The sequence below is a fragment of the Comamonas thiooxydans genome (assembly GCF_002157685.2).
GTDB classification, from domain to species: Bacteria; Pseudomonadota; Gammaproteobacteria; order Burkholderiales; family Burkholderiaceae_C; genus Comamonas; species Comamonas testosteroni_H.
Genome location: NZ_AP026738.1, coordinates 5,654,180 through 5,675,081, shown reverse-complemented (window position 1 = coordinate 5,675,081; position 20,902 = coordinate 5,654,180). Strand labels below are relative to the sequence as shown.

At 63.3% G+C, this 20,902-nt stretch carries 17 protein-coding genes; 11 read left to right on the top strand and 6 right to left on the bottom strand.

The window, feature by feature from the left end; all coding sequences use genetic code 11:
* Window positions 1-90: 90 nt before the first annotated feature.
* Window positions 91-1,503, bottom strand: coding sequence for a hypothetical protein (locus tag CTR2_RS26420; RefSeq protein ID WP_087085734.1), 1,413 nt, complete (start codon window positions 1,501-1,503; stop codon window positions 91-93).
* Window positions 1,500-2,477: an ABC transporter ATP-binding protein gene (locus CTR2_RS26415; protein WP_087085735.1), complete on the bottom strand. Its 978-nt coding sequence runs from the start codon at window positions 2,475-2,477 to the stop codon at window positions 1,500-1,502. The genes CTR2_RS26420 and CTR2_RS26415 overlap by 4 nt, the downstream gene beginning before the upstream one ends.
* A 319-nt stretch (window positions 2,478-2,796) precedes the next feature.
* Between CTR2_RS26415 and trxA the strand changes: the two genes are divergently transcribed.
* From trxA to CTR2_RS26400, 3 genes are all read left to right on the top strand, one after another.
* Window positions 2,797-3,747 carry a thioredoxin gene (trxA, locus tag CTR2_RS26410; RefSeq protein ID WP_043006621.1) on the top strand — a complete coding sequence of 317 codons (951 nt, stop codon included), beginning with the start codon at window positions 2,797-2,799 and terminating at the stop codon, window positions 3,745-3,747.
* Window positions 3,748-3,957: 210 nt separating this feature from the next.
* Window positions 3,958-5,013, top strand: a complete 1,056-nt coding sequence (locus CTR2_RS26405; RefSeq protein ID WP_087085736.1) for a nuclease-related domain-containing protein — start codon at window positions 3,958-3,960, stop codon at window positions 5,011-5,013.
* A 49-nt stretch (window positions 5,014-5,062) separates the two neighbouring features.
* The gene (locus CTR2_RS26400; RefSeq protein WP_087085799.1) at window positions 5,063-5,551 is read left to right on the top strand and encodes an META domain-containing protein; all 489 of its coding nucleotides are present in this window, start codon (window positions 5,063-5,065) and stop codon (window positions 5,549-5,551) included.
* Between the two features lie 3 nt (window positions 5,552-5,554).
* On the opposite strand, the gene CTR2_RS26395 is transcribed toward CTR2_RS26400, so the two are convergent.
* The 3 genes from CTR2_RS26395 to CTR2_RS26385 all read right to left on the bottom strand — a co-directional run bounded on the left by CTR2_RS26395 (window position 5,555) and on the right by CTR2_RS26385 (window position 7,887).
* Window positions 5,555-5,908 (bottom strand): ribbon-helix-helix domain-containing protein, encoded by a 354-nt coding sequence (locus CTR2_RS26395; RefSeq protein WP_087085737.1) that lies wholly within the window; start codon window positions 5,906-5,908, stop codon window positions 5,555-5,557.
* A gap of 118 nt (window positions 5,909-6,026) precedes the next feature.
* Window positions 6,027-6,608 (bottom strand): DJ-1/PfpI family protein, encoded by a 582-nt coding sequence (locus CTR2_RS26390; protein ID WP_003060496.1) that lies wholly within the window; start codon window positions 6,606-6,608, stop codon window positions 6,027-6,029.
* 58 nt (window positions 6,609-6,666) lie between these two features.
* The gene (locus tag CTR2_RS26385) at window positions 6,667-7,887 is read right to left on the bottom strand and encodes a mechanosensitive ion channel family protein (RefSeq protein WP_087085738.1); all 1,221 of its coding nucleotides are present in this window, start codon (window positions 7,885-7,887) and stop codon (window positions 6,667-6,669) included.
* A 368-nt stretch (window positions 7,888-8,255) separates the two neighbouring features.
* Here CTR2_RS26385 and leuS point away from each other — a divergent pair, with 368 nt between their 5' ends.
* From leuS to holA, 3 genes are all read left to right on the top strand, one after another.
* A complete protein-coding gene (gene leuS / locus CTR2_RS26380; protein ID WP_087085800.1) occupies window positions 8,256-10,964 on the top strand; it encodes a leucine--tRNA ligase in 2,709 nt (902 codons plus the stop codon).
* A 150-nt stretch (window positions 10,965-11,114) separates the two neighbouring features.
* On the top strand, window positions 11,115-11,627 hold the full coding sequence (locus CTR2_RS26375) for an LPS-assembly lipoprotein LptE (protein WP_087085739.1): 513 nt from the start codon (window positions 11,115-11,117) through the stop codon (window positions 11,625-11,627).
* 131 nt (window positions 11,628-11,758) lie between these two features.
* The gene (holA, locus tag CTR2_RS26370; protein ID WP_043375700.1) at window positions 11,759-12,805 is read left to right on the top strand and encodes a DNA polymerase III subunit delta; all 1,047 of its coding nucleotides are present in this window, start codon (window positions 11,759-11,761) and stop codon (window positions 12,803-12,805) included.
* 8 nt (window positions 12,806-12,813) lie between these two features.
* On the opposite strand, the gene CTR2_RS26365 is transcribed toward holA, so the two are convergent.
* Window positions 12,814-13,122 (bottom strand): hypothetical protein, encoded by a 309-nt coding sequence (locus CTR2_RS26365; RefSeq protein WP_087085740.1) that lies wholly within the window; start codon window positions 13,120-13,122, stop codon window positions 12,814-12,816.
* A gap of 107 nt (window positions 13,123-13,229) precedes the next feature.
* On the opposite strand from CTR2_RS26365, the gene CTR2_RS26360 reads away from it, so the two are divergent.
* The 5 genes from CTR2_RS26360 (at window position 13,230) to CTR2_RS26340 (ending at window position 20,852) form a co-directional block, all read left to right on the top strand.
* Window positions 13,230-14,510 carry a glutamate-5-semialdehyde dehydrogenase gene (locus tag CTR2_RS26360; RefSeq protein WP_087085741.1) on the top strand — a complete coding sequence of 427 codons (1,281 nt, stop codon included), beginning with the start codon at window positions 13,230-13,232 and terminating at the stop codon, window positions 14,508-14,510.
* An 83-nt stretch (window positions 14,511-14,593) separates the two neighbouring features.
* Complete coding sequence (gene trkA / locus CTR2_RS26355) at window positions 14,594-16,054, top strand: Trk system potassium transporter TrkA (RefSeq protein WP_087085742.1); 1,461 nt, start codon at window positions 14,594-14,596, stop codon at window positions 16,052-16,054.
* Window positions 16,055-16,063: 9 nt separating this feature from the next.
* Complete coding sequence (locus CTR2_RS26350; RefSeq protein WP_087085743.1) at window positions 16,064-17,530, top strand: TrkH family potassium uptake protein; 1,467 nt, start codon at window positions 16,064-16,066, stop codon at window positions 17,528-17,530.
* Between the two features lie 78 nt (window positions 17,531-17,608).
* Window positions 17,609-18,904, top strand: a complete 1,296-nt coding sequence (gene gshA / locus CTR2_RS26345; protein WP_087085744.1) for a glutamate--cysteine ligase — start codon at window positions 17,609-17,611, stop codon at window positions 18,902-18,904.
* A gap of 79 nt (window positions 18,905-18,983) precedes the next feature.
* Window positions 18,984-20,852: a potassium transporter Kup gene (locus CTR2_RS26340; RefSeq protein ID WP_087085745.1), complete on the top strand. Its 1,869-nt coding sequence runs from the start codon at window positions 18,984-18,986 to the stop codon at window positions 20,850-20,852.
* The last annotated feature ends 50 nt before the right edge of the window (window positions 20,853-20,902 follow it).

The following is a 20,902-nucleotide window of genomic DNA, read 5'->3' as shown; positions in this document are numbered from 1 at the left end:
GCGCTGCCGCCCGGCCTAGTGGAACCCCTGATTTTACGGTTTTGCCGCATTGCCGCCCGACTGTGGGGCATAGCCGTCCGGGCAAAGCAACTATGACTCCCGGATATGGGCCGCCGCGTTATCGCGTGCAAAGCCCAGCACGCGGTCCCTGAAGACATGAATGACCCAGGCCAGCGTGACCAGGATCTGCAGGCTCAGAGAAGCCCAGGGCACATAGCTGACCCAGGCGCCGGCTTGCTCTATGCCGTCCGGTGAGCCCATCCACATGGCCACCACGGGCTGAACAAACATGGCACCTGTATAGCCGCCCATGCCATAGGCCAGCAGCGGCGCGGCGATGTTGAGGATCAGCCAGGCGATGACAAACGAGGCCAGGGGGGACTTTAGCTTGCCTGCCAGCAGGGCGAAGCCGGTCAGCAGCAGGCAGTCGCGCAGCAGATGCAGACACAGATAGAAGGTAAAGCTGTTGAGCTTGCCGCTGATGGCTGCCTCCAGGCTTTGGGGGACGAACAGCAGCAGCAAGGCCATGGCAAAGCCCAGCAGCAGGCTGACCGGCCACAGCGGCAGCGCCTCCAGCGCCTCGCGCCAGCGCTGGCGCGAGGCCGACCATTGAACCTGGCGCCATGCGCGCAGATGCTGGTCCATGTGCTGCAGGGCGACATAGGCGGTGCCGATCAGGGCGATCCAGGCGGTGCTGCTGAAAAATTCGGCAATGCCCAGATTGAGCGAGCCGGCTGCGAAAAATCCAGTCAGTGCCAGACCCAGAGGCCAGGCCCAGGGCAGGGTGCGTACATCGAGTCGGGTGCAAAGCTGGCGCCACAGGGCCAGCAGGCCCAGGCCCAGTATCAGCGCACCGGCCAGATAGGCCAGGCCCAGGCCCCCCACATTCAGGCCCCACCAGAACACCGGCTCGGCGTCGATGTCCACCATGCCTTTGTAGACATGGTCGATAAAGGGGCCGGGGGCGAAGAACAGGATCAGCAGAGGCAGCAGTGCCGCTCGCCGGCGATTGATAGGCCTGTCCCTCAGCCCCCAGCTCATGAGCACGGAATTCATGGCCCAGGTCTGCAGGCCCAGGCCCCAGATCACGGCCAGGCCAATCGTATGCTGCAGCTTCAGGGGCTCCAGCGCCCAGAAATGGGTGATGCCTGCCACGGCCAGCGCAAACCACAGCACGTACAGCCAGGCCGGCAAGGTGGCGCCCAGCAGCTTGCCCCAGGCCATCTGCCAGGGCGTGAGCACGGACAGGCGTTGCCAGTCCCAGGTGTTCTGGCTGGCTTCCTCGGCCAGGCTGCGCCCGGCCAGCACGCTGCCATAGATGATGGCGGCCAGGTACAGGCCGGCGATGGCGGTCATGCTCAGCGTGCCGGGCAGTCCCTTGGCGGAGGACAGGGCGAAGGGCAGCGCCAGGATGAGCAGGCTCAGGCCCAGGCTCCAGGCCAGCAGCGAGGGACGCCAGTTCAGCCAGAGCTGGCGCTGGAATTCGGGATTGCGTTGGCTCATGCTTGCTCCTGACTTTCGGTATCGCGGGCCTGGGCCGTGCGGGCATAACGGTCCTGCAGCCGCTCGCGCACCGGGTAGAGCGCGGCGACGGGAATGCCGGCCTGCACCAGCTGGGCCAGCCATTGGGCGCGTGCGCTGGCGGCGGCCGGCAGCCATAGCTGAATCGGGCGGCGACCCGTGGTGTCGAAGTCCTGCACCGAGGTGCTCAGCAAGGCCTGACGCAGGCGCGCCTCCAGGCCTTCGCCTGGCTCCATGGCCACTTCCAGCGCATAGAGCAGGGGCTGCTGGCCGGCGACGGCGGGCTGGCCCTCGTCATGGGCGTTCTGCAGCGCCTCGTGGCTTTCGATGCGGCCGTCGCGGATGCTCAGGATATGGGTGCAGTACTCGTCCAGCTCGCTGAGGATGTGGCTGGAGACGATCAGCGTCATGCCCTGGGCCTGCAGCTGGCGAAACAGCGTCGAGAGGCTGCTGCGCGCATCGGGATCGAGGCCGCTGGCCGGCTCGTCGAGCAGCAGCACGCTGGGCTGGTGGACGATGGCCTGGCCGATCGCCACGCGCTGGCGCTGGCCGCGCGAGAGTTCGGTCGGGTGGCGGTGCAGCAGCTCCGTCAGGCCCAGCTGGGCGGCCACCTGCCGTACGCGGCCATCCACGCCATCGGGCGCAACGCCCATGGACAGGGCCGAGTACTGCAGGCAGCGCATCACGCTGAGCCGGTCGTACAGACCATAGAAGTCCGAGAGATAGCCCAGGTGGCGGTGCACTTCGCGCGGCTGCTCCTCGACCGACAGGCCCTTGACGCGCACCTGGCCCGACAGCGGCTGCTCCAGTCCGGCGATGCAGCGCATCAGCGTGGATTTGCCGGCACCGTTGGGGCCGACGAGTGCCGTCACGCTGCCCGCTGCGATGGACAGGCTCACGCCGTCGAGGGCACGGTGGCCCGGATATTCAAACACCAGTTGTGAAACTTCAATCAAGTCTGCGCTCCTTGGTTCGCAAGCAATATAGCCCAGGGGTGAGCGCGGCTGCGGGGCAGATACTCTTGAAACCGTAGCTGCTTGCGCATGCCTTCCATCGATTGTCGGCATAAAACACCTTGAATCGACCTTGAAACATGCGCAAGCTGCTCCCATCTGAGTAGCAAAGACCCGACCCGCTCTGGTCTATGGCTTGCGCTCGCGCATTTGCGAGGAGAATCGCAGCATCGCGCGGTGGGCACTCTGCTGGAGTGGCCGGTTCGCAGACTTTTCAGCGCCGCTGCCCGGGCGGCAGCGCACAAGCAGCATTGGGAATCACATGATTGACGTCACCCTCGAGAATTTTGAAGCCGAAGTCGTAGCCGCCTCCATGGCCGTACCCGTGCTGGTGGACTTCTGGGCACCCTGGTGCGGTCCCTGCAAGACACTGGGCCCGGTGCTGGAGAAGCTGGAAGTCGCCTATGAAGGCCGCTTCAAGCTGGTCAAGATCGACTCCGATCAGGAGCAGCAGCTGGCCAGCATGTTCGGCATCCGCTCCATCCCCACCTGCGTGCTGATGATCGGCGGCAAGCCCGTGGACGGCTTCATGGGCGCCCAGCCCGAAGGCAAGCTGCGCGAGTTTCTGGACAAGCATCTGCCCTCCGAGGGCGAGCTTGCGGCCGAGGCCGATGCCGATGAAGCCCAGGCCCTGCTGGAGTCCGGCGACACCCAGGCCGCGCTGCAGAAGCTGGCCGATGCGCTGGCGGCCGACCCGGCCAATGACGATGCGCGCTTTGACTATGTGCGCCTGCTGATCGCCACCGGCAGCTTCGAGGAAGCCGCGGCCCTGCTGGCCGAGCCCGTCAAGCGCATTCCCCAGCCGCTGCGCTTCGAGGCGCTGAACCAGTGGCTCAAGGCGCTGGAATTCGCCGTCCAGGGCGACAATGCCGACGTGGCCAAGTATGACGCGGCCATCGCTGCCAACAAGCGCGACTTCGACGCCCGATTTGGCCGCGCCCGTGCCCTGCTGGCCCACAGCCAGTGGACCGACGCCATGGACGAAATGCTGGAAATCATCATGCGCGACAAGACCTGGAACGATCAGGCGGCGCGCAAGCTCATCGTCGGCGTGCTGGAGCTGCTGACCCCGCCCAAGCCCAAGAAGCAGGACGCTGTGCCTGGCAAGACCAGCGGCGGCATCGAGCTGCTGGGCAAGAACAGTGCCGAGCAGGACGAGGCCACGGCGCTGGTCAACAGCTATCGCCGCAGGCTGAGCATGGCGTTGAATTAAACCTCCCCCTGAGGCGCTTTGCCTGGGCGGCCCCGCGCCTTCCCCCTGGCCGGGCGCCCCTCTCTCCTTCCCCCTGGCCGGGCGCCCCTCTCTCTACGCGCTTCGCGCTATGGGAGGGGGGCGACAGCTTCGCTGCGCGGCGGCGCTTGCTCGCTGTTCCTTGCCTTGGGGCACGCCAGTTTTTGCTGCTTGCGTTGAATGAGACTCGCGATGGATCAGATCTTTTCAGTGGCCTTTCAGGGCCTCTTTGTTTATCTGGGGCTGGCGCTGGCATTCGCGGTGCTGGCGGCCGTGCTGCGATCGCCACGCTTCAAGGGCTGGCGCGGTGAGCGGGCCGTGCAGGCGGCGATTCGCCGACAGCTCAATCCGCTGATCTATGTGGACATGCACAACGTCACCCTGCCCACGGCGGATGGCGGCAGCACGCAGATCGACCATCTGATCTTTTCGCCCTACGGCCTGTTCGTGCTGGAAACCAAGAACTTTCAGGGCTGGATTTTCGGCACCGAGAAGCAGCGCGAATGGACGCAGCAGATCTTCAGAAAGCGCAGCCGCTTCCAGAACCCGCTGCGCCAGAACTACAAGCACATCAAGACCTTGCAGTCGTTGCTGGACATCGCGCCCGAGCATCTGCACTCGGTGATCGCCTTTGTGGGCGATTGCGAATTCAAGACCGAGATGCCGGCCCATGTCACGCGCGGCCTTGGCTTTGTCGGCCATATCCAGAGCTTTACCCAGCCCGTGTGGAGTCCCGAGCAAATGCAGGCGCTGCTGGACAAGCTCGAGGAGCTGCGGCTGCAGCCAGGCCGTGCCACCGACAGGCGGCATGTGGCGCATGTGCGCCAGCTACAGGCGGCCAGCAAGGCACGCAAGCCCAGGCTGGAGCCGGTGGCGGAAGCCGCGGCCCAGCTGGTCAGGCCGCCCGCGCCCGAGACGGTGGATATTCTGCTGGAGCCGGTCATGTCGGCGCCGCCTTCGTCTGCGGCCGATGGGGCTCTGTCGGCGCCGGTACCGCTCGCCCAGTCAGCGGTTGCGGCTTCGGCTGCAGTGGCTGACACTGCGGCAAAGGCTGCAGAGCCGCTGCTGCCCGGACGGATCGATGATGTGCCGGTCTGCCCGCAATGCGAATGGCCGCTGCGCAAGTTGCTGATGCAGCGCGGGCCGCTGGCGGGGCAGGCCATCTGGCGCTGTACCAATGCGGCGGCCTGTAGCTTTGTGCGCGGTGAACAGGTGCTTGCGCAAGCGTCTGAGACTCCTGAAAAATGAGCTGTCAGCGCTTTGTCTGTGTGTGTTGAAGGCTGCAGAGGTGTTTGTGATGACTGCTTTCTCCAAGCTGCGCGCCCTGCTTGGTCCGGCACTGGGGGTGCTCTTGCTGTTGGGCGTCCTGGCTAGCGCCGCTGCCGATGCAGGGAGCGCGGCGTCCGAGGGCGAAGCCATGGCTGCCGTGCCGGCCCCGCTTCTCAATACCTACTGGAAACTGGTGCAGTTGGGCGACGGCCCGCATGTCAGCGCCTATGACAACCAGCCCGAGCCGCATCTGGTGCTGGAGACCGGCAGCGGCCGCTTCCATGGCGCTGGCGGCTGCAATCGCCTGCGCGGCAGCTACAGCCTGGACGGGCGCTGGCTGCGTTTTTCGGCCGTGGCCAGTACCCGCATGGCCTGTGTGCAGGGCATGCGCCGGGAGCAACTGCTGGTGGCCACCCTGGCCCAGGTCAGCAGCTACGCCGTGCAGGGGCAGAAACTGGTGCTCAGCGATGCCGAGGGGCGTGTGCTGCTGCGACTCGAGGCCGTGTATCTGCGCTGAACCTCAGTGCGTCAGTTGCGGGCTGGCGGCCTGGGGTGACGAGGCATTGCCCAGCGAGCGAATCGGTATGCCCATGTCCTGCGGAATCTCGCCCGACAGCTGCAGCGCCAGATAGCGGGTGCAGCACACGCGCAAAAAGGAGCTGAAGTTGTCCACCGCTTTGCGCTCGGCCAGCAGCTCGTCGTAGAGCTTGGTGCAGAGCTGGGGAACGGTATAGCCGTCCCGCGCGGCAATCTCTTCGAGGACCTGCCAGAACAGGTTTTCCAGCCGGATGCTGGTGGCGACTCCATGCAGCCGGATGGAGCGGGCGCGGTGGGCCCAGAGCTGGGGATCGGCGCTGATAAAGACCTGGCACATGGCGCGACTCTCCAAAACAAAACCGGGCCATGGTGTGGCCCGGTGAGTGCGGCGTCAAGAGGGAGACTCTTGAATTGATAGCTTGCTGCGCTTGATGGGAAAGCGCTGGAGGTCGATTTCAGTGTGAAATCTTCGTGCCCAGCAGCGCGAGAAACTGGGCGATCCAGGCCGGATGGGCGGGCCAGGCCGGTGCGCTGACCAGATTGCCTTCGGTATGGGCCTGGTCGACGGGGATGTCGGCATAGCTGCCTCCGGCCAGTTCCACCTCGGCGCGGCAGGCGGGGTAGGCCGAGCAGGTGCGGCCCTTGAGCACGCCGGCACCGGCCAGCAACTGCGCGCCATGGCAGACGGCGGCAACGGGCTTGTTGGTGTCGAAGAAGTGACGTACGGCGGCGCGCACGCTTTCATAGCCGCGCAGATACTCGGGGCCGCGGCCGCCGGGGATGACCAGGGCGTCGTACTGCTCGGGCTTCACATCGGCAAACGTGGCGTTGAGCGTGAAGTTGTGGCCGGGCTTTTCGCTATAGGTCTGTGCGCCCTCGAAGTCGTGGATGGCGGTCTTGATCTGGTCGCCGGCCTTTTTGTCGGGACAGACGGCGTGGACGGTATGGCCCACGGCCAGCAGGGCCTGGAACGGGACCATGGTTTCATAGTCCTCGCAGTAGTCGCCGCAAATCATCAAAATCTTCTTGCCTGCCATGGTCTGTCTCCTGTTGAAGTGTCAAACCATTGTGGACAGGCAAGCGCCGCCGCGGGTATTAACGGGCTACTACATCGGGACGGGCGGGCGGATAGTGGGTGCCGTAGTCCGACGAACGCTGGTACAGCGTCAGCCCGAACTGCGGCAGCACGCCGATCAGATGGTCGAAGATTTCGCCCTGTATGCCTTCGTATTCCACCCAGATGGTGGTGTTGGTGTAGCAGAACAGTTGCAGCGGCAGGCCGGTGGGCGATGTCTCCATGGTGCGCACCATGAGAAACATGCCTGGGCCTTTGCCAATGCGAGGGTGGCCCATCAGATAGGCGTAGGCATAGGCCTTGAATGCGGCCAGATTCGTCACCTGGTGGGCGGCGATGGCCTGGGTAGGCATGGCGGCCTCGGCCGCGCCGGGCATGGCCTGCAGGCCGTCGCGCTCGCTCCAGTAGGGCTGCAGCAGCGCGATATGGCCCATGCCTGCGCGCTCCTCGGGCGAGAGCAGATGCACGGTGTTGGCGTCGAGGTTCAGCGAGCGCATGATGCGGCGTCCGCCCGAGTCGAACATGCCGCGCCAGTTCTTGAAGCTGTCCGTCATCAGCCGCCAGGTGGGAATGGTGGTGATGGTCTTGTCCCAGTTCTGCACCTTGACGGTATTGAGCGCGATATCGGTCACAAAGCCGTCGGCGCCGACCTGGGGCATCTCTATCCAGTCGCCCACGCGCAGCATGTCGTTGCTGCCGAGCTGAACGCCTGCGACAAAGGAGAGGATGGTGTCCTTGAAGACCAGCATCAGCACGGCCGACATGGCGCCCAGGCCCGAGAGCAGCAACAGGGGCGAGCGGTCCATCAGCGTGGCCACGATGAGCACCGCGGCAAAGCTGCAGACCAGCAGCTTGCCCAGCTGCACATAGCTCTTGATGGAATGGGTCTGGACGGCGGCCTTGCGTGCCTCGTCGCGTTCATGGGCCTCGTTCGTGGCATTGAGCAGATCGCACAGCACGCGCGCCAGGTGATAGAGCGTGAAGGCAATCGCCACATTGGTGATCAGCGTGGTCCAGCGCGGCTCCAGATGGGGCACGCCCTGGACGCCGAACTGCACGATCAGCGAGGGCACGACCTTGGCCAGGCGGCGCAGCACCTTGTCGTGCATGAGGATCTGGGCCCAGCCGGTCCTGAGGGTGTCGCGCATACGGCGAAAGACCTTGAGCCCCAGCCACTGGGTCAGCCAGCCGGCCACCAGAGCGGTCAGGGCCAGGACACAGAGCGAGGCCAGCATTTGCATGGCGGGATTCCAGTCAGAAACAAAAGACCAGCGGGAAAGCAAGAGCAGCTCCTCAGAAGAATGGACCGGGGCAGGAGCGCAAGTCTGGCAACTTCGGGCAGAAGGCAGGCGATGGCGTCGGGCACGGAAACAGGCCGGTCAGACCGGCAGGCGTGCAAAAAGTTCAGCAATTTGTGAACAGCCACTAGCTTACGCAAAGCCGTATTTCCCAGCGTGGCGTGCAGGAAGGCCGCCTGGATGGCGCAGCGGGTTTTGCGGTCATGCAGGGCTAAACCGGCGCAAGCGGGCGGGGAGCCTAAAATCCCTGCTGATTTCAGATTTCTACCTTGCCGGGTCCCAAGTGGGGCTGGCGGCCACTGCACTGCACCATGCAAGAAAAATTCAACCACATCGAGGTCGAGCGCGCCGCGCAAGACCACTGGCAAGCCAAGGACGCCTACCGCGTCACCGAAGACGGCAGCAAGCCCAAGTACTACGCCTGCTCCATGCTGCCCTACCCCAGCGGCAAGCTGCACATGGGTCATGTGCGCAACTACACCATCAACGACATGCTCACGCGCCAGCTGCGCATGAAGGGCTACAACGTCCTCATGCCCATGGGCTGGGACGCCTTCGGTCTGCCCGCCGAGAACGCTGCGCTGAAGAACAAGGTGCCGCCTGCCAAGTGGACGTACGAGAACATCGCGTACATGAAGAAGCAGATGCAGGCCATGGGCCTGGCCATCGACTGGAGCCGCGAGGTCGCCACCTGCGACCCCGAGTACTACAAGTGGAACCAGTGGCTGTTCCTCAAGATGCTGGAAAAAGGCATCGCCTATCGCAAGACCCAGGTGGTGAACTGGGACCCGGTGGACCAGACCGTGCTGGCCAACGAGCAGGTCATCGACGGTCGCGGCTGGCGCACCGGCGCGCTGGTGGAAAAGCGCGAGATCCCCGGCTACTACCTGGCCATCACCGGCTATGCGCAAGAGCTGCTGGACCATGTGCAGATCGGCAACGAGAAGGCCACATTGAATGGCTGGCCCGACAAGGTGCGCCTGATGCAGGAAAACTGGATCGGCAAGTCCGCCGGCGTGCGCTTTGCATTCACGCACGACATCAAGGGTGCTGACGGCAACTTGATCCAGGACGGCAAGATGTATGTCTTCACCACGCGTGCCGACACCATCATGGGCGTGACCTTCTGCGCCGTGGCGCCCGAGCACCCCCTGGCCCAGCACGCAGCGGCTTCCAGCCCCGAGCTGTCCGCCTTCATCGAAGAGTGCAAAAAGGGCGGCACGACAGAAGCCGAGCTGGCCGTCAAGGAAAAGGAAGGCAAGCCCACGGGCCTGTTCGTCACCCATCCCATCACCGGCGCGCAAGTCGAGGTCTGGATCGGCAACTATGTGCTGATGAGCTATGGCGACGGCGCCGTGATGGGTGTTCCTGCCCATGACGAGCGCGACTTCGCCTTTGCCAATAAGTACGGCCTGCCCATCAGGCAGGTGGTGGCCGTGGAAGGCCAGGCAGCCTATGACGACAAGCAGTGGAGCGACTGGTACGGCGACAAGGAGCGCGGCGTTCTGATCAACTCCGGCGAGCTGGACGGTCTGAACCACAAGGATGCCGTGCAGGCCGTGGCCAAGCTGCTGGAAGCCAAGGGTCTGGGCGCGCTCAAGACCACCTGGCGCCTGCGCGACTGGGGCGTGAGCCGCCAGCGCTACTGGGGCACGCCCATCCCCATCATTCACTGCGAAGACTGCGGTGCCCAGCCCGTGCCCGAGAAGGACCTGCCCGTGGTGCTGCCACAGGATCTGGTTCCCGATGGTTCCGGCAACCCGCTGATCAAGAGCGAAGCCTTCCACGCCGGCGTGGTCTGCCCCTGCTGCGGCAAGCCTGCGCGCCGTGAAACCGACACCATGGACACCTTCGTGGACTCGTCCTGGTACTTCATGCGCTACTGCGATGCCAAGGACAGCGAGCAGATGGTGGCCGACGGCGCCGATTACTGGATGCCCATGGACCAGTACATCGGCGGCGTGGAACACGCCATCCTGCACCTGCTGTACGCGCGTTTCTGGACCAAGGTCATGCGCGACCTGGGTCTGGTCAAGATCGACGAGCCGTTCACCAAGCTGCTGACCCAGGGCATGGTGCTCAACCACATCTACAGCCGTCGCACGGCCAAGGGTGCCAAGGAATACTTCTGGCCCAAGGATGTGGAGCATGTGTTCGACGACTCCGGCAAGATCATCGGCGCCAAGCTGAAGGTCGAAGTGGACAGCGCCGACGGCCTGCTGCCCGTGGGAACCGCCATCGACTACGAGGGCGTGGGAACCATGTCCAAGTCCAAGAACAACGGCGTGGATCCGCAGGATCTGATCGAGAAGTACGGCGCCGACACTGCACGTCTGTACACCATGTTCACCTCGCCCCCCGAGCTGACGCTGGAGTGGAACGACGCCGCCGTGGAAGGCAGCTACCGCTTCCTGCGCCGCGTCTACAACTTCGGCAGCAAGCTGACAGGCATGGACATGGCTTCCGCCGTGCAGGGCGTGGCCGGTGCCAAGTCGCTGGACGATGTGGAATTCGGCAAGGCGGCCAAGGCCCTGCGTCTGGAAATCCACAACGTGCTCAAGCAGGTCGAGTACGACTACTCGCGCATGCAGTACAACACCGTGGTGTCCGGCGCGATGAAGATGATCAATGCGCTCGAAGACTTCAAGGCCCTGGATGACGCCGGTGCCAAGGTGGCGCTGATCGAAGGCTTCGGCATTCTGCTGCGCGTGCTTTACCCCGCTACGCCCCACCTGGCCCATGTGCTGTGGAGCGAGCTGGGCTATGCCAACCACTTGGGCGATCTGCTCGATGCCCCCTGGCCGCAGGTCGATCCCAAGGCCCTGGTGCAGGACGAGATCTCGCTGGTGCTGCAGGTCAACGGCAAGCTGCGCGGTGCGATCCTGGTGTCTGCGACCGCCGACAAGGCCGCCATCGAGGCGGCTGCGCTGGCCAACGAGGAATACCAGAAGTTTGCCGAAGGCCGTGCACCCAAGAAGATCATCGTGGTGCCGGGCCGTCTGGTGAATATCGTGGTGTGACCGGAGTCTCCCCCTGAGGCGCTGTGCGCCTTCCCCCTCTCTCGCTTCGCGGGAGGGGGACAATACCTTCGCTGCGGGGCGGCCCTTGCTCGGTATTTCTGGAGCAAGAGTCGATGCGCGCAGCAGGGCTTGAAGATTAGAGGACAGTTGATGCAAAAACGTACGCTGCTGGCCGCCATGGCCTTGACGCCTTTGCTGGGAGCCTGCGGTTTTCGCCTGCGTGGCGCGCCGGATTTTGTGTTTCGCTCCATTTACGTGCAGGCAGGGCGCGGTGCGCCCGTGGGCGTTCTGCTGCGTCGCAGTCTGGAGTCGGCCAGCGACAAGCTGACCGTGATCAAGGACCCGGCAGCGCCCGATACTGCCGAAGTGATCTGCCAGATCATCAGCGAGCAGGCCCAGCGCGTCATCATCGGCTCCAATGTGGCCGGTCAGGTGCGTGAAATCGAACTGCGTCTGATCGTGCGCTTCTCGTTGCGCACGCCTGGCGGCGATGAGCTGATCGAGCCGGTCGAGATTCGCCAGATCCGCAACGTGACCTATAACGAAACCAATGCCTTGTCCAAGGCAGTGGAAGAGGAAATGCTGAACAAGGACATGCGCAACGACATCGTGCAGCAGATCATTCGTCGTCTGGCTGCGGTCAAGAGCCTGCAGGTGTCATAAGCGATTGCCTGAGTCGCTGCGTGGCGGCCCCGGGTGGAGGCCGCCGCGTCGGCGATGCGCCGGTGAGTTTGATAGCTGTCGAGGCTTGAAATCAGGGTGTTTCAGATACTTTTTATAGAAAATTCTTCTCCATGCAGCTTGCGCTGAACCAGCTTCCCTCCCATCTGGCCAAGGGCTTGCGCTCGCTCTATGTGCTGCATGGCGACGAGCCCTTGCAGCAGCAGGAAGCGGCCGACGCGATTCGTGCAGCGGCGCGTGCTCAGGGCTATACCGAGCGCAGCAGCTATACCGTCATGGGCGCGCACTTTGACTGGAGCGGCGTGCTGGCGGCCGGCGGCAGCCTGAGCCTGTTTGCGGACAAGCAGATTCTCGAGATCCGCATCCCCAGCGGCAAACCCGGCAAGGACGGCAGTGCCGCGCTGCAGCAGCTGGCCAGCAGCGCCCAGGGCAACGACAGCACGCTGACCCTGATCAGTCTGCCGCGCCTGGACAAGGCCACCAAGACCGGTGCCTGGTTTGGGGCGCTGGACGGCAACGGCGTCTCCATCCAGGTCGACCCGGTGGAGCGCGGTGCGCTGCCGCACTGGATTGCCCAGCGTCTGGCGCTGCAGAATCAGCGTGTGGCGGCCGGTGAAGAGGGGCAGCGCACGCTGCAGTTCTTTGCCGACCGCGTGGAAGGCAATCTGCTGGCCGCGCACCAGGAAATTCAGAAGCTGGCCCTGCTGCACCCCGAGGGCGAGCTGAGCCTGGCGCAAGTGGAGCAGGCGGTGCTCAATGTGGCGCGCTATGACGTGTTCAAGCTGTCCGAGGCCGTGCTATCGGGCCAGGTGGCGCGCAGCATGCGCATGCTGGACGGTCTGCAGGCCGAAGGCGAGGCCGAGGTGCTGGTGCATTGGGCGCTGGCCGAGGACATTCGCAACATCAAGCGGGTCAAGGACGCCATGGCGGGCGGCAAGCCCCTGCCCATGGCGCTGCGCGAGAATCGTATCTGGGGTCCCAAGGAGAGGCTGATGGAGCGGCTGCTGCCGCGTGTCAGCGATGCACGCGCGGCCGAGTTGCTGCAGGCTGCCCATGCCGTGGACGGCATTGTCAAAGGCCTGCCCAGCGAGGGCTGGCCACGCGATAGCTGGCAGGCCCTGCGACAACTGGCCATGCAGCTGGCCCAGGCCGGGCGCTGATTTCCGGTTCAGCCGGGATTGGCGGCGAGCTGGGCTTGGGCCTTGTCGGCCCATAGGCGCAGATTGTCCAGCAGGTCCTTCTGGCTGAAGGAGCAGCTTTCCTCGGTGAATAGCGCGCTGGATTCCAGTCGGTCCAGCAGATTGAGCAGTACCTCGCCATAACGTGGCGGCAGCGCCTGCAGCAGTGTGGTCGCGGCGCGTGCCTGCTGGCCGAGGGCGCTGGCGCTGATCTGTGAGTGGGCGAGCTGCTCGAATCCGCTGCGCAGCTGCTGGAGCTGGCGGGCGCTTTCCTGTAGCGCTGTGGTGTTGTGGCTCATAAGTCTCCTTGCGATTCAGAGGCCGAGTGTAGGTGTCCGTAGGGTCATAAACCCCCTCATGGTCGGGCTTGTCTGCGCAACTTGCTTATCTCGGCGAAAATCACGCCATGAACGCGCTCAATACCGTCGAATACATGCACAACCTCGGTGTACAGGCAAAAGCCGCCTCTGCACTGATGGCGCGTGCGTCTGCAGCTACTAAAAACAAAGCACTCAAGGCACTGGCCCGTCTGCTGCGCGAGAACGTCGAGCCGCTGCAGATCGACAATGCCCGCGATCTGGAGCGTGCCGTGGCCAATGGCCTGTCGGCCCCCATGGTCGACAGGCTGCGACTGACGCCCAAGGTGCTGGAGACCTGCGCCGAAGGCTGCGAGCAGCTCGCAGCCATGCCCGATGTGATCGGCGAGATCAGCGGCCTCAAGCAAATGCCCAGCGGGATCCGCGTGGGCCAGATGCGTGTGCCCCTGGGCGTGTTCGGCATGATTTATGAAAGCCGTCCGAATGTGACCATCGAAGCGGCCAGCCTCTCGATCAAGAGCGGCAATGCCTGCATTCTGCGCGGCGGCTCGGAAGCGATCGACTCCAACAAGGCGCTGGCCAGGCTGGTGGCCCAGGCGCTGGCCGAGGCCGGCCTGCCCGAAGACGGCGTCAAGCTGGTGGAGACCACCGACCGTGACGCCGTGGGCCAGCTCATCGCCATGCCCGACTATGTGGATGTCATCATCCCCCGCGGCGGCAAGGGCCTGATCGAGCGCATCAGCCACGAGGCCAAGGTGCCCGTCATCAAGCATCTGGACGGCAATTGCCACACCTATGTGGATGACCCCTGCGACATCGCCATGGCCGTGAAGGTGGCTGACAACGCCAAGACCAACAAGTACAGCCCCTGCAACGCCAGCGAAAGCCTGCTGGTGGCACGCGCCGTGGCCGCGGACTTCCTGCCCAGGATCGGCGCCGTCTATGCCGCCAAGGGCGTGGAGATGCGCTGCGATGCCGAGGCTCTGGCCATTTTGCAGACCGTCAAGGATGCCAAGCTGGCCCAGGCGGTGGAGCAGGACTGGTACGAGGAATACCTCGCCCCCATCATCAGCGTGAAGCTGGTGGAGGGGGTGGACGAGGCCATTGCCCACATCAACAAGTACTCCAGCCACCATACGGAGTCGATTTTGACGACCAATCATCTGCATGCGCAGAAATTCCTGCGCGAGGTCGATTCGGCCAGCGTCATGGTCAATACCAGCACCCGCTTTGCCGATGGCTTCGAGTTCGGACTCGGCGCCGAGATCGGCATCAGCACCGACAAGTTCCATGCGCGTGGGCCGGTGGGCATAGAGGGCCTGACTTCGCTCAAATACGTGGTCTTGGGCGACGGCGAAGTCCGTTCCTGAAGTCCGTCTGCCGGAGAGGCTGCAGGCGCGGTCTTTTCCGGATATGACTCAATGCCGCAGCTTGGATCCCTTTCCATAACACCATGAAAATCATTATTCTGGGTGCCGGGCGCGTAGGCCAGAGTGTGGCCGAAAGTCTGGTGTCCGAGCAAAACGGAATCACCGTCATCGACACCGATGCGCGCGCACTGCGCGAGCTGGAATCTCGCTTCGACCTGCGCGGCGTGGTCGGCAACGGCATCGATCCCCAGGTGCTGGCTGAAGCGGGCGCCAAGGACACCGATCTGCTGATCGCCTGTGCCTCCATGGACGAGACGAACCTGGTGTGCTGCAAGATTGCCCAGGCCGTGTTCGATATCCCCACCCGCATTGCGCGAGTGCGCTCGTCCAGCTTTGCAGTGGATGACCCGGTGCTGGGCAAAGAGGGTTTTGCGGTCGACCGCATCATCTGCCCCGAGGAATCGGTCACCAATTACATCCGCAAGCTCATCGAATACCCGGAGGCCATGCAGGTGCGGGCCTTTGCGGGCGGGCGGGCCGCCTTGGCCTCGGTGCGCGCACGTGCAGGCGCGCCTGCCGTCGGCCTGCAGATTGCCCAGGTGCGCGAGCGTATGCCGGAGTTGGCCATGCGCATCGTCGCGATCTACCGCCGCTTCATGGACGAGCCAGACCGGTTTGTGCGCTGCGACGGGGTCACGCGCATAGAGCCCGGCGACGAGGTCTTCATGCTGGCTGCGACCGAGCATGTGTCCGAGGCTCTCAAGGCCATCAATCTGCCCGAAGGCCGCCCGAGCCGGCCGGTGTTCCGCATCATGATTGCGGGCGGAGGCCAGGTGAGCCTGCGGCTGGCCAGGAAGCTGGCGCAGACGCCCGGGCGCTTTCACGTCAAGATCATCGAGTCCAACGCCCAGCAATGTCTGAGCCTGTCGTCGGTGCTGCCAGCCGAAGTGCTGGTGCTGGAAGGTGATGCCACCGATGAGGCCCTGCTCGAGGAAGAGGGTATCGAGGAGGTGGATCTGTTTCTGGCGCTGACGGACGACGACGAGGACAACATCATGTCCAGCCTGCTGGCCAAGCGCATGGGCGCGCGCCGCGTTCTGTCGCTGATCAATCGCCGCGCGTATGCCGACCTGATGCACGGAACGCAGATCGATATTGCGCTGTCGCCGGCGCAGGCCATGCTGGGCGAGTTCCTGGCCTACGTGCGCCGCGGCGATGTGCAAGCCGTGCACAGCCTGCGCCGCGGCGTTGCCGAGGCACTGGAGATCGTGGCGCGCGGCGACCGCAAGAGTTCGCGTGTGGTGGGGCGCAAGGTGGAAGAGCTGCGCCTGCCCGAGGAGGTGCACATCGGCCTCATCGTGCGCGGCATTCCCGAAGGCAAGACCTGTGAGGAAGTGGCGGGCGCGGCGCTGGAGACTGAGGTCATCATTCCGCGCAGCCATACCGTGATTGAATCCGGCGACCATGTGGTGTTCTTCCTGCCCAACAAGCGATTGGTGCGCAACGTGGAAAACCTGTTCCGCGTCAGCGCCACCTTTTTCTAAGCTGCGTTCATGAAAGACCTGCTTCCTGTCCTGCGTGTGCTGGGCATGCTGATGATCATGTTTGCCGGCGCCATGCTGCTGCCCTTCGGCATCTCCTGGTTCACGCAGGATGGCATCTGGCGCATCTATCCCTGGTCGATCGGACTGACGGTCGGCGTGGGGCTGCTGCTGTGGGGTGGTCTGCACCGCTACAAGCAGGACCTGCAGCCGCGCCATGGCGTGATTCTGGTGACCCTGGTCTGGGTGGTGCTGCCGCTGTGTGCCATGGTGCCGCTGATGATGGGGCTGAACCGGGTGGGCATCTCCATCAGCTTCACCCATGCCTACTTCGAGGCCGTCTCGGGCCTGACGACAACCGGGGCCACGGTGCTCAGCGGTCTGGATCAGCTGCCGGTGTCCATCAATGTCTGGCGTACCTTCATGCAATGGATGGGGGGCATGGGGATCCTGATTCTGGCCGTGGCCGTGTTGCCGCTGCTGGGTGTCGGTGGTGCTCAGCTTTTCAGAGCGGAAGCCGCAGGCCCCGTCAAGGACACCAAGCTCACGCCGCGTATTACCGAGACGGCCAAAGGCCTGTGGGGGGTCTATGCGCTGTTTTCCATTGGCTGTTTTCTGGCCTTCTGGGCCTGCGGCATGCAGCCCCTGGATGCGCTGATGCATATGTTCGCCACGGTGAGCCTGGGCGGGCTGTCGTCGCACGATGCCAGCTTCGCCTATTTCAACTCGCCGCTGCTGGAGGCCGCAGCCTTGCTGTTCATGCTGTTGGCCAGTTGCAACTTTGCGCTGTACTTCGTGGCCATGCGCAAAGGGCGCCTCGATAGCTTCATGCGCGACCCCGAAATGCGCGCCACGATTGGCGTGCTGCTGGGCTCGGGTCTGCTGGTGGCGCTGCTGCTCTGGGTCAAGGGGGTCTATGGGCCGCTCGATGCCTTGCGCAACGGCATGTTCCATACCGTCTCCGTCGCCACGACCACCGGCTTTTCCACCACGGACTATCTGTCCTGGCCGGTGTTCATTCCCGTCTTGTTGTTGCTGCTGTCGGGCGTTGCCACCAGCGCGGGCTCGACAGGCGGCGGCATCAAGATGGTGCGCATGCTGATTCTTGTCAAGCAGGCCAGGCGTGAGATGACACGTCTGGTGCACCCGCGAGCCGTGCAGCCGGTGCGGCTGGGCGATGCGGTGGTAGATAACCCGATGATTTTTTCGGTGCTGGCCTACATGCTGGTTTACGGTGCCACCGTCATTGTTCTGAGCATGGTGTTGCTGCTGACCGATCTCGACCCTCTGACCGCCTTCTCTGCCGTGCTGGCCAGCGTGCACTGCATGGGGCCGGGACTGGGCGCGGTTGGCCCATCATCCAACTACACGGTGTTGACGGATTTCCAGATCTGGGTGTGTACTCTGGGCATGCTGTTGGGGCGGCTCGAGATACTGAGTTTCATGGCTTTGCTGTCACCGGCATTCTGGCGTCGTTGAAACAAAGACTGGGGAAAACACCTATCTCATGCTTCAATCTCTACAATTGCCCCCCACCATCGTCTCCTGAGGGTATTTATGGTTCCACATCTCGTCACGGCTTTGACCGGCCCCATTAACGAACTTGAGCAGCGCATTCTCGACTCCATGCCTGCCATTGAGCGTTGGTTCCGCCTGGAATGGATGGAGCACACGCCGCCGTTCTACTGCTCGGTGGATATTCGTAATGCGGGTTTCAAGCTGGCACCGGTGGATACCAACCTGTTTCCAGGCGGCTGGAACAATCTGACCGATGAAATGCTGCCACTGGCTGTCCAGGCTGCGATGGCTGCCATCGAAAAGATATGCCCCGAGGCGCGCAATCTGCTCATCATTCCCGAGAACCACACGCGCAACACCCACTATCTGGCCAGCGTGCTGCAGCTCAAGCGCATCTTCAGCATGGCGGGTCTCAATGTGCGCATTGGCTCCATCAGCCCCGAGATCAAGAAGACGCTGTCCATCACGCTGCCCCTGGGCGACGAGATCAAGCTGGAGCCGGTGATCCGAAGCAAGCGCCGTCTGGGCCTCAAGGATTTCGACCCCTGCACCATTTTGCTCAACAACGACCTCTCCACCGGCGTGCCCGGCATCATCGAGGAGCTGTACGAGCAATACCTGCTGCCGCCGCTGCATGCAGGCTGGAATGTGCGTCGCAAGAGTCGCCACTTCCAGAGCTACGAGGAAGTCGGCAAGCGCTTCGGCAAGCTGCTGGGCATCGACCCCTGGCTGATCAACCCCTTGTTCGGTCATGTGGAGAACATCGACTTTGCCGAAGGCACGGGCATGGAGGCCCTGGCCGAGCAGGTGGACGTGATCCTGGCCAAGGTGCGCCGCAAGTACAAGGAATATGGCATCAAGGAAAAGCCGTTTGCCGTGGTCAAGGCCGACAACGGCACTTATGGCATGGGCGTGATGACCGTGCGCGACGCCAAGGAACTGGCTGCGCTGCCACGCAAGAGCCGCAACAAGATGGGCGTCATCAAGGACGGCCAGACCGTGCATGACGTCATCGTGCAGGAGGGCGTGCTGACCTATGAGCGCATGCACAACGCCGTGGCCGAGCCTGTGGTCTACATGATGGATCGTTACGTGGTGGGTGGTTTCTACCGCATGCACCCCGAACGTGGTGAGGACGAGAACCTCAATGCCCCCGGTGCGGGCTACGTGCCCCTGGCTTTCCAGCAGAGCAACCACCTGCCTCAGGCCAGCGCACGTCCGGGCGCCAGCGCACCCAACCGCTTCTATATGTATGGCGTGATAGCACGTTTGGCCATGTTGGCTGCCAGCTACGAGTTGGAAGCCACTAATCCCGACGCAGAAATCTACGACTGATTTCGCAGGCGCTAAGGACAGCGCACAATGCCGACAATTTCCCCACTCGGTGACTGCCTTACGAGTCGCTTCCTGAACCGTGCAAAATTCGAAATCCTCGCTAGGCGCCCTGACCCTCGGCGCGATCGGTGTCGTCTACGGAGACATCGGAACCAGTGTTTTGTACTCGGTCAAGGAGGTTTTCGGCTCAGGCTATGTGCCGTTCACGCCGGCCAACGTCTATGGCGTGCTATCGGTACTGTTCTGGACGCTCACGGTCATCGTCTCCCTCAAATATGTGACACTGGTGCTGCGCGCCGACAACAACGGCGAGGGCGGGCTGGTGGCCATGCTGGCCCTGGCCTCGCAGACGGTCAAGGACAAGCCGCGACTGTCCAGCACGTTGTTTCTGGTGGGTATGTTCGGCACCTCGCTCTTCTATGGCGACGGCGTTATCACTCCTGCGATTTCCGTGCTCTCGGCGGTTGAGGGCCTGGAAGTCATCTCGCCGCATTTCACCAAGGCCGTGATTCCGCTGACATTGGTGATTCTGTTTCTGCTGTTCTTCGTGCAAAAGCGCGGAACGGCAGGCATAGGCAAGTTCTTTGGCCCTGTAACCCTGACCTGGTTTGCCTGTATCGCCCTGCTGGGTGTGCACCAGATCATGGGGCACCCGGAAATCCTGGCGGCACTCAGCCCGCATTACGCGGTCAGCTTCATCTGGAACAGCCCGGGCATCAGCTTCATCATTCTGGGCTCGGTCGTGCTCTGTGTGACGGGTGCCGAGGCGCTGTATGCCGATCTAGGGCACTTCGGCAAGAAGCCTATCCGTCTGGCCTGGTTCAGCGTTGCCATGCCGGCGCTGACCCTGAATTACTTCGGTCAGGGCGCTTTGCTGCTGGCCAATCCCGAGGCAGTCAAGAACCCGTTTTTCATGATGGCACCCAGTTGGGCGCTGCTGCCGCTGGTCATCATGGCCACCATGGCCACAGTGATCGCCTCGCAGGCGCTGATCACGGGGGCCTTCAGCGTGACGCGCCAGGTCATTCAGCTGGGCTACTTTCCACGTTTTGAAGTACGTCACACCAGTGTGAAGGAGACCGGCCAGATCTACATGCCTCTAGTCAACTGGGGCCTGTTTGTGGCGATTGCGCTGGCTGTTCTGTTGTTTCGCAATAGCGGTAATCTGGCGGCAGCCTACGGTATTGCGGTGACGCTGGACATGCTGATCACCACCATGCTGACCTTTTTTGTCATCCGCTATCGCTGGAACTATTCGCTGGCCTTGTGCCTGCTGGCGACGGGCTTCTTCTTCGTGGTGGATCTGGCTTTCTTCGCCTCGAATCTGCTCAAGCTGTTTGAAGGCGGCTGGTTCCCGCTGCTGATCGGTGGCACGGTCTTCACCCTGATGATGACCTGGCGCCGTGGGCGCGAGCTGCTGCATCAGAAGCTGCAGGCGGATGCGCTGGATCTGCGTCAGTTTCTGGAATCCACCTGGCGTCATCCGCCCACGCGCGTGCCCGGCACGGCGGTTTTCCTCTCGGGGGAGCCCGGCACTGTGCCGCATGCGCTTCTCCATAACCTCAAGCACAACAAAGTGCTGCATGAGCGCAATCTCTTTGTGACCGTGCGCAACCACGAAGTGCCCTGGGTCGGGATGGACAAGCGGGTGGAGGCAGAGTCGCTGGGTGGCGACTGCTGGGAAGTCATCATCCACTACGGCTTCAAGAACGAGCCCGATGTGCCTGCTGCGCTGGCGCAGCTGCGTACCCAGGGCTGCAAGCTGGACTCCATGTCCACCAGCTATTTCCTGTCGCGTGATGTGATCATCCCGCGCATGAACAACTCCATGGCGCACTGGCGCGAAAAGCTGTTTGCGCAGATGCATAAGAATGCGAGCCGGGTTGCTGATTTCCTGCACCTGCCGAGCAACTCGGTGGTGGAGCTGGGCTCCAAGATCGAGCTGTAGATACTTTGAGTCAAAAATGCATCAATTGCTTTCCTGTTAAGAGGTTGATG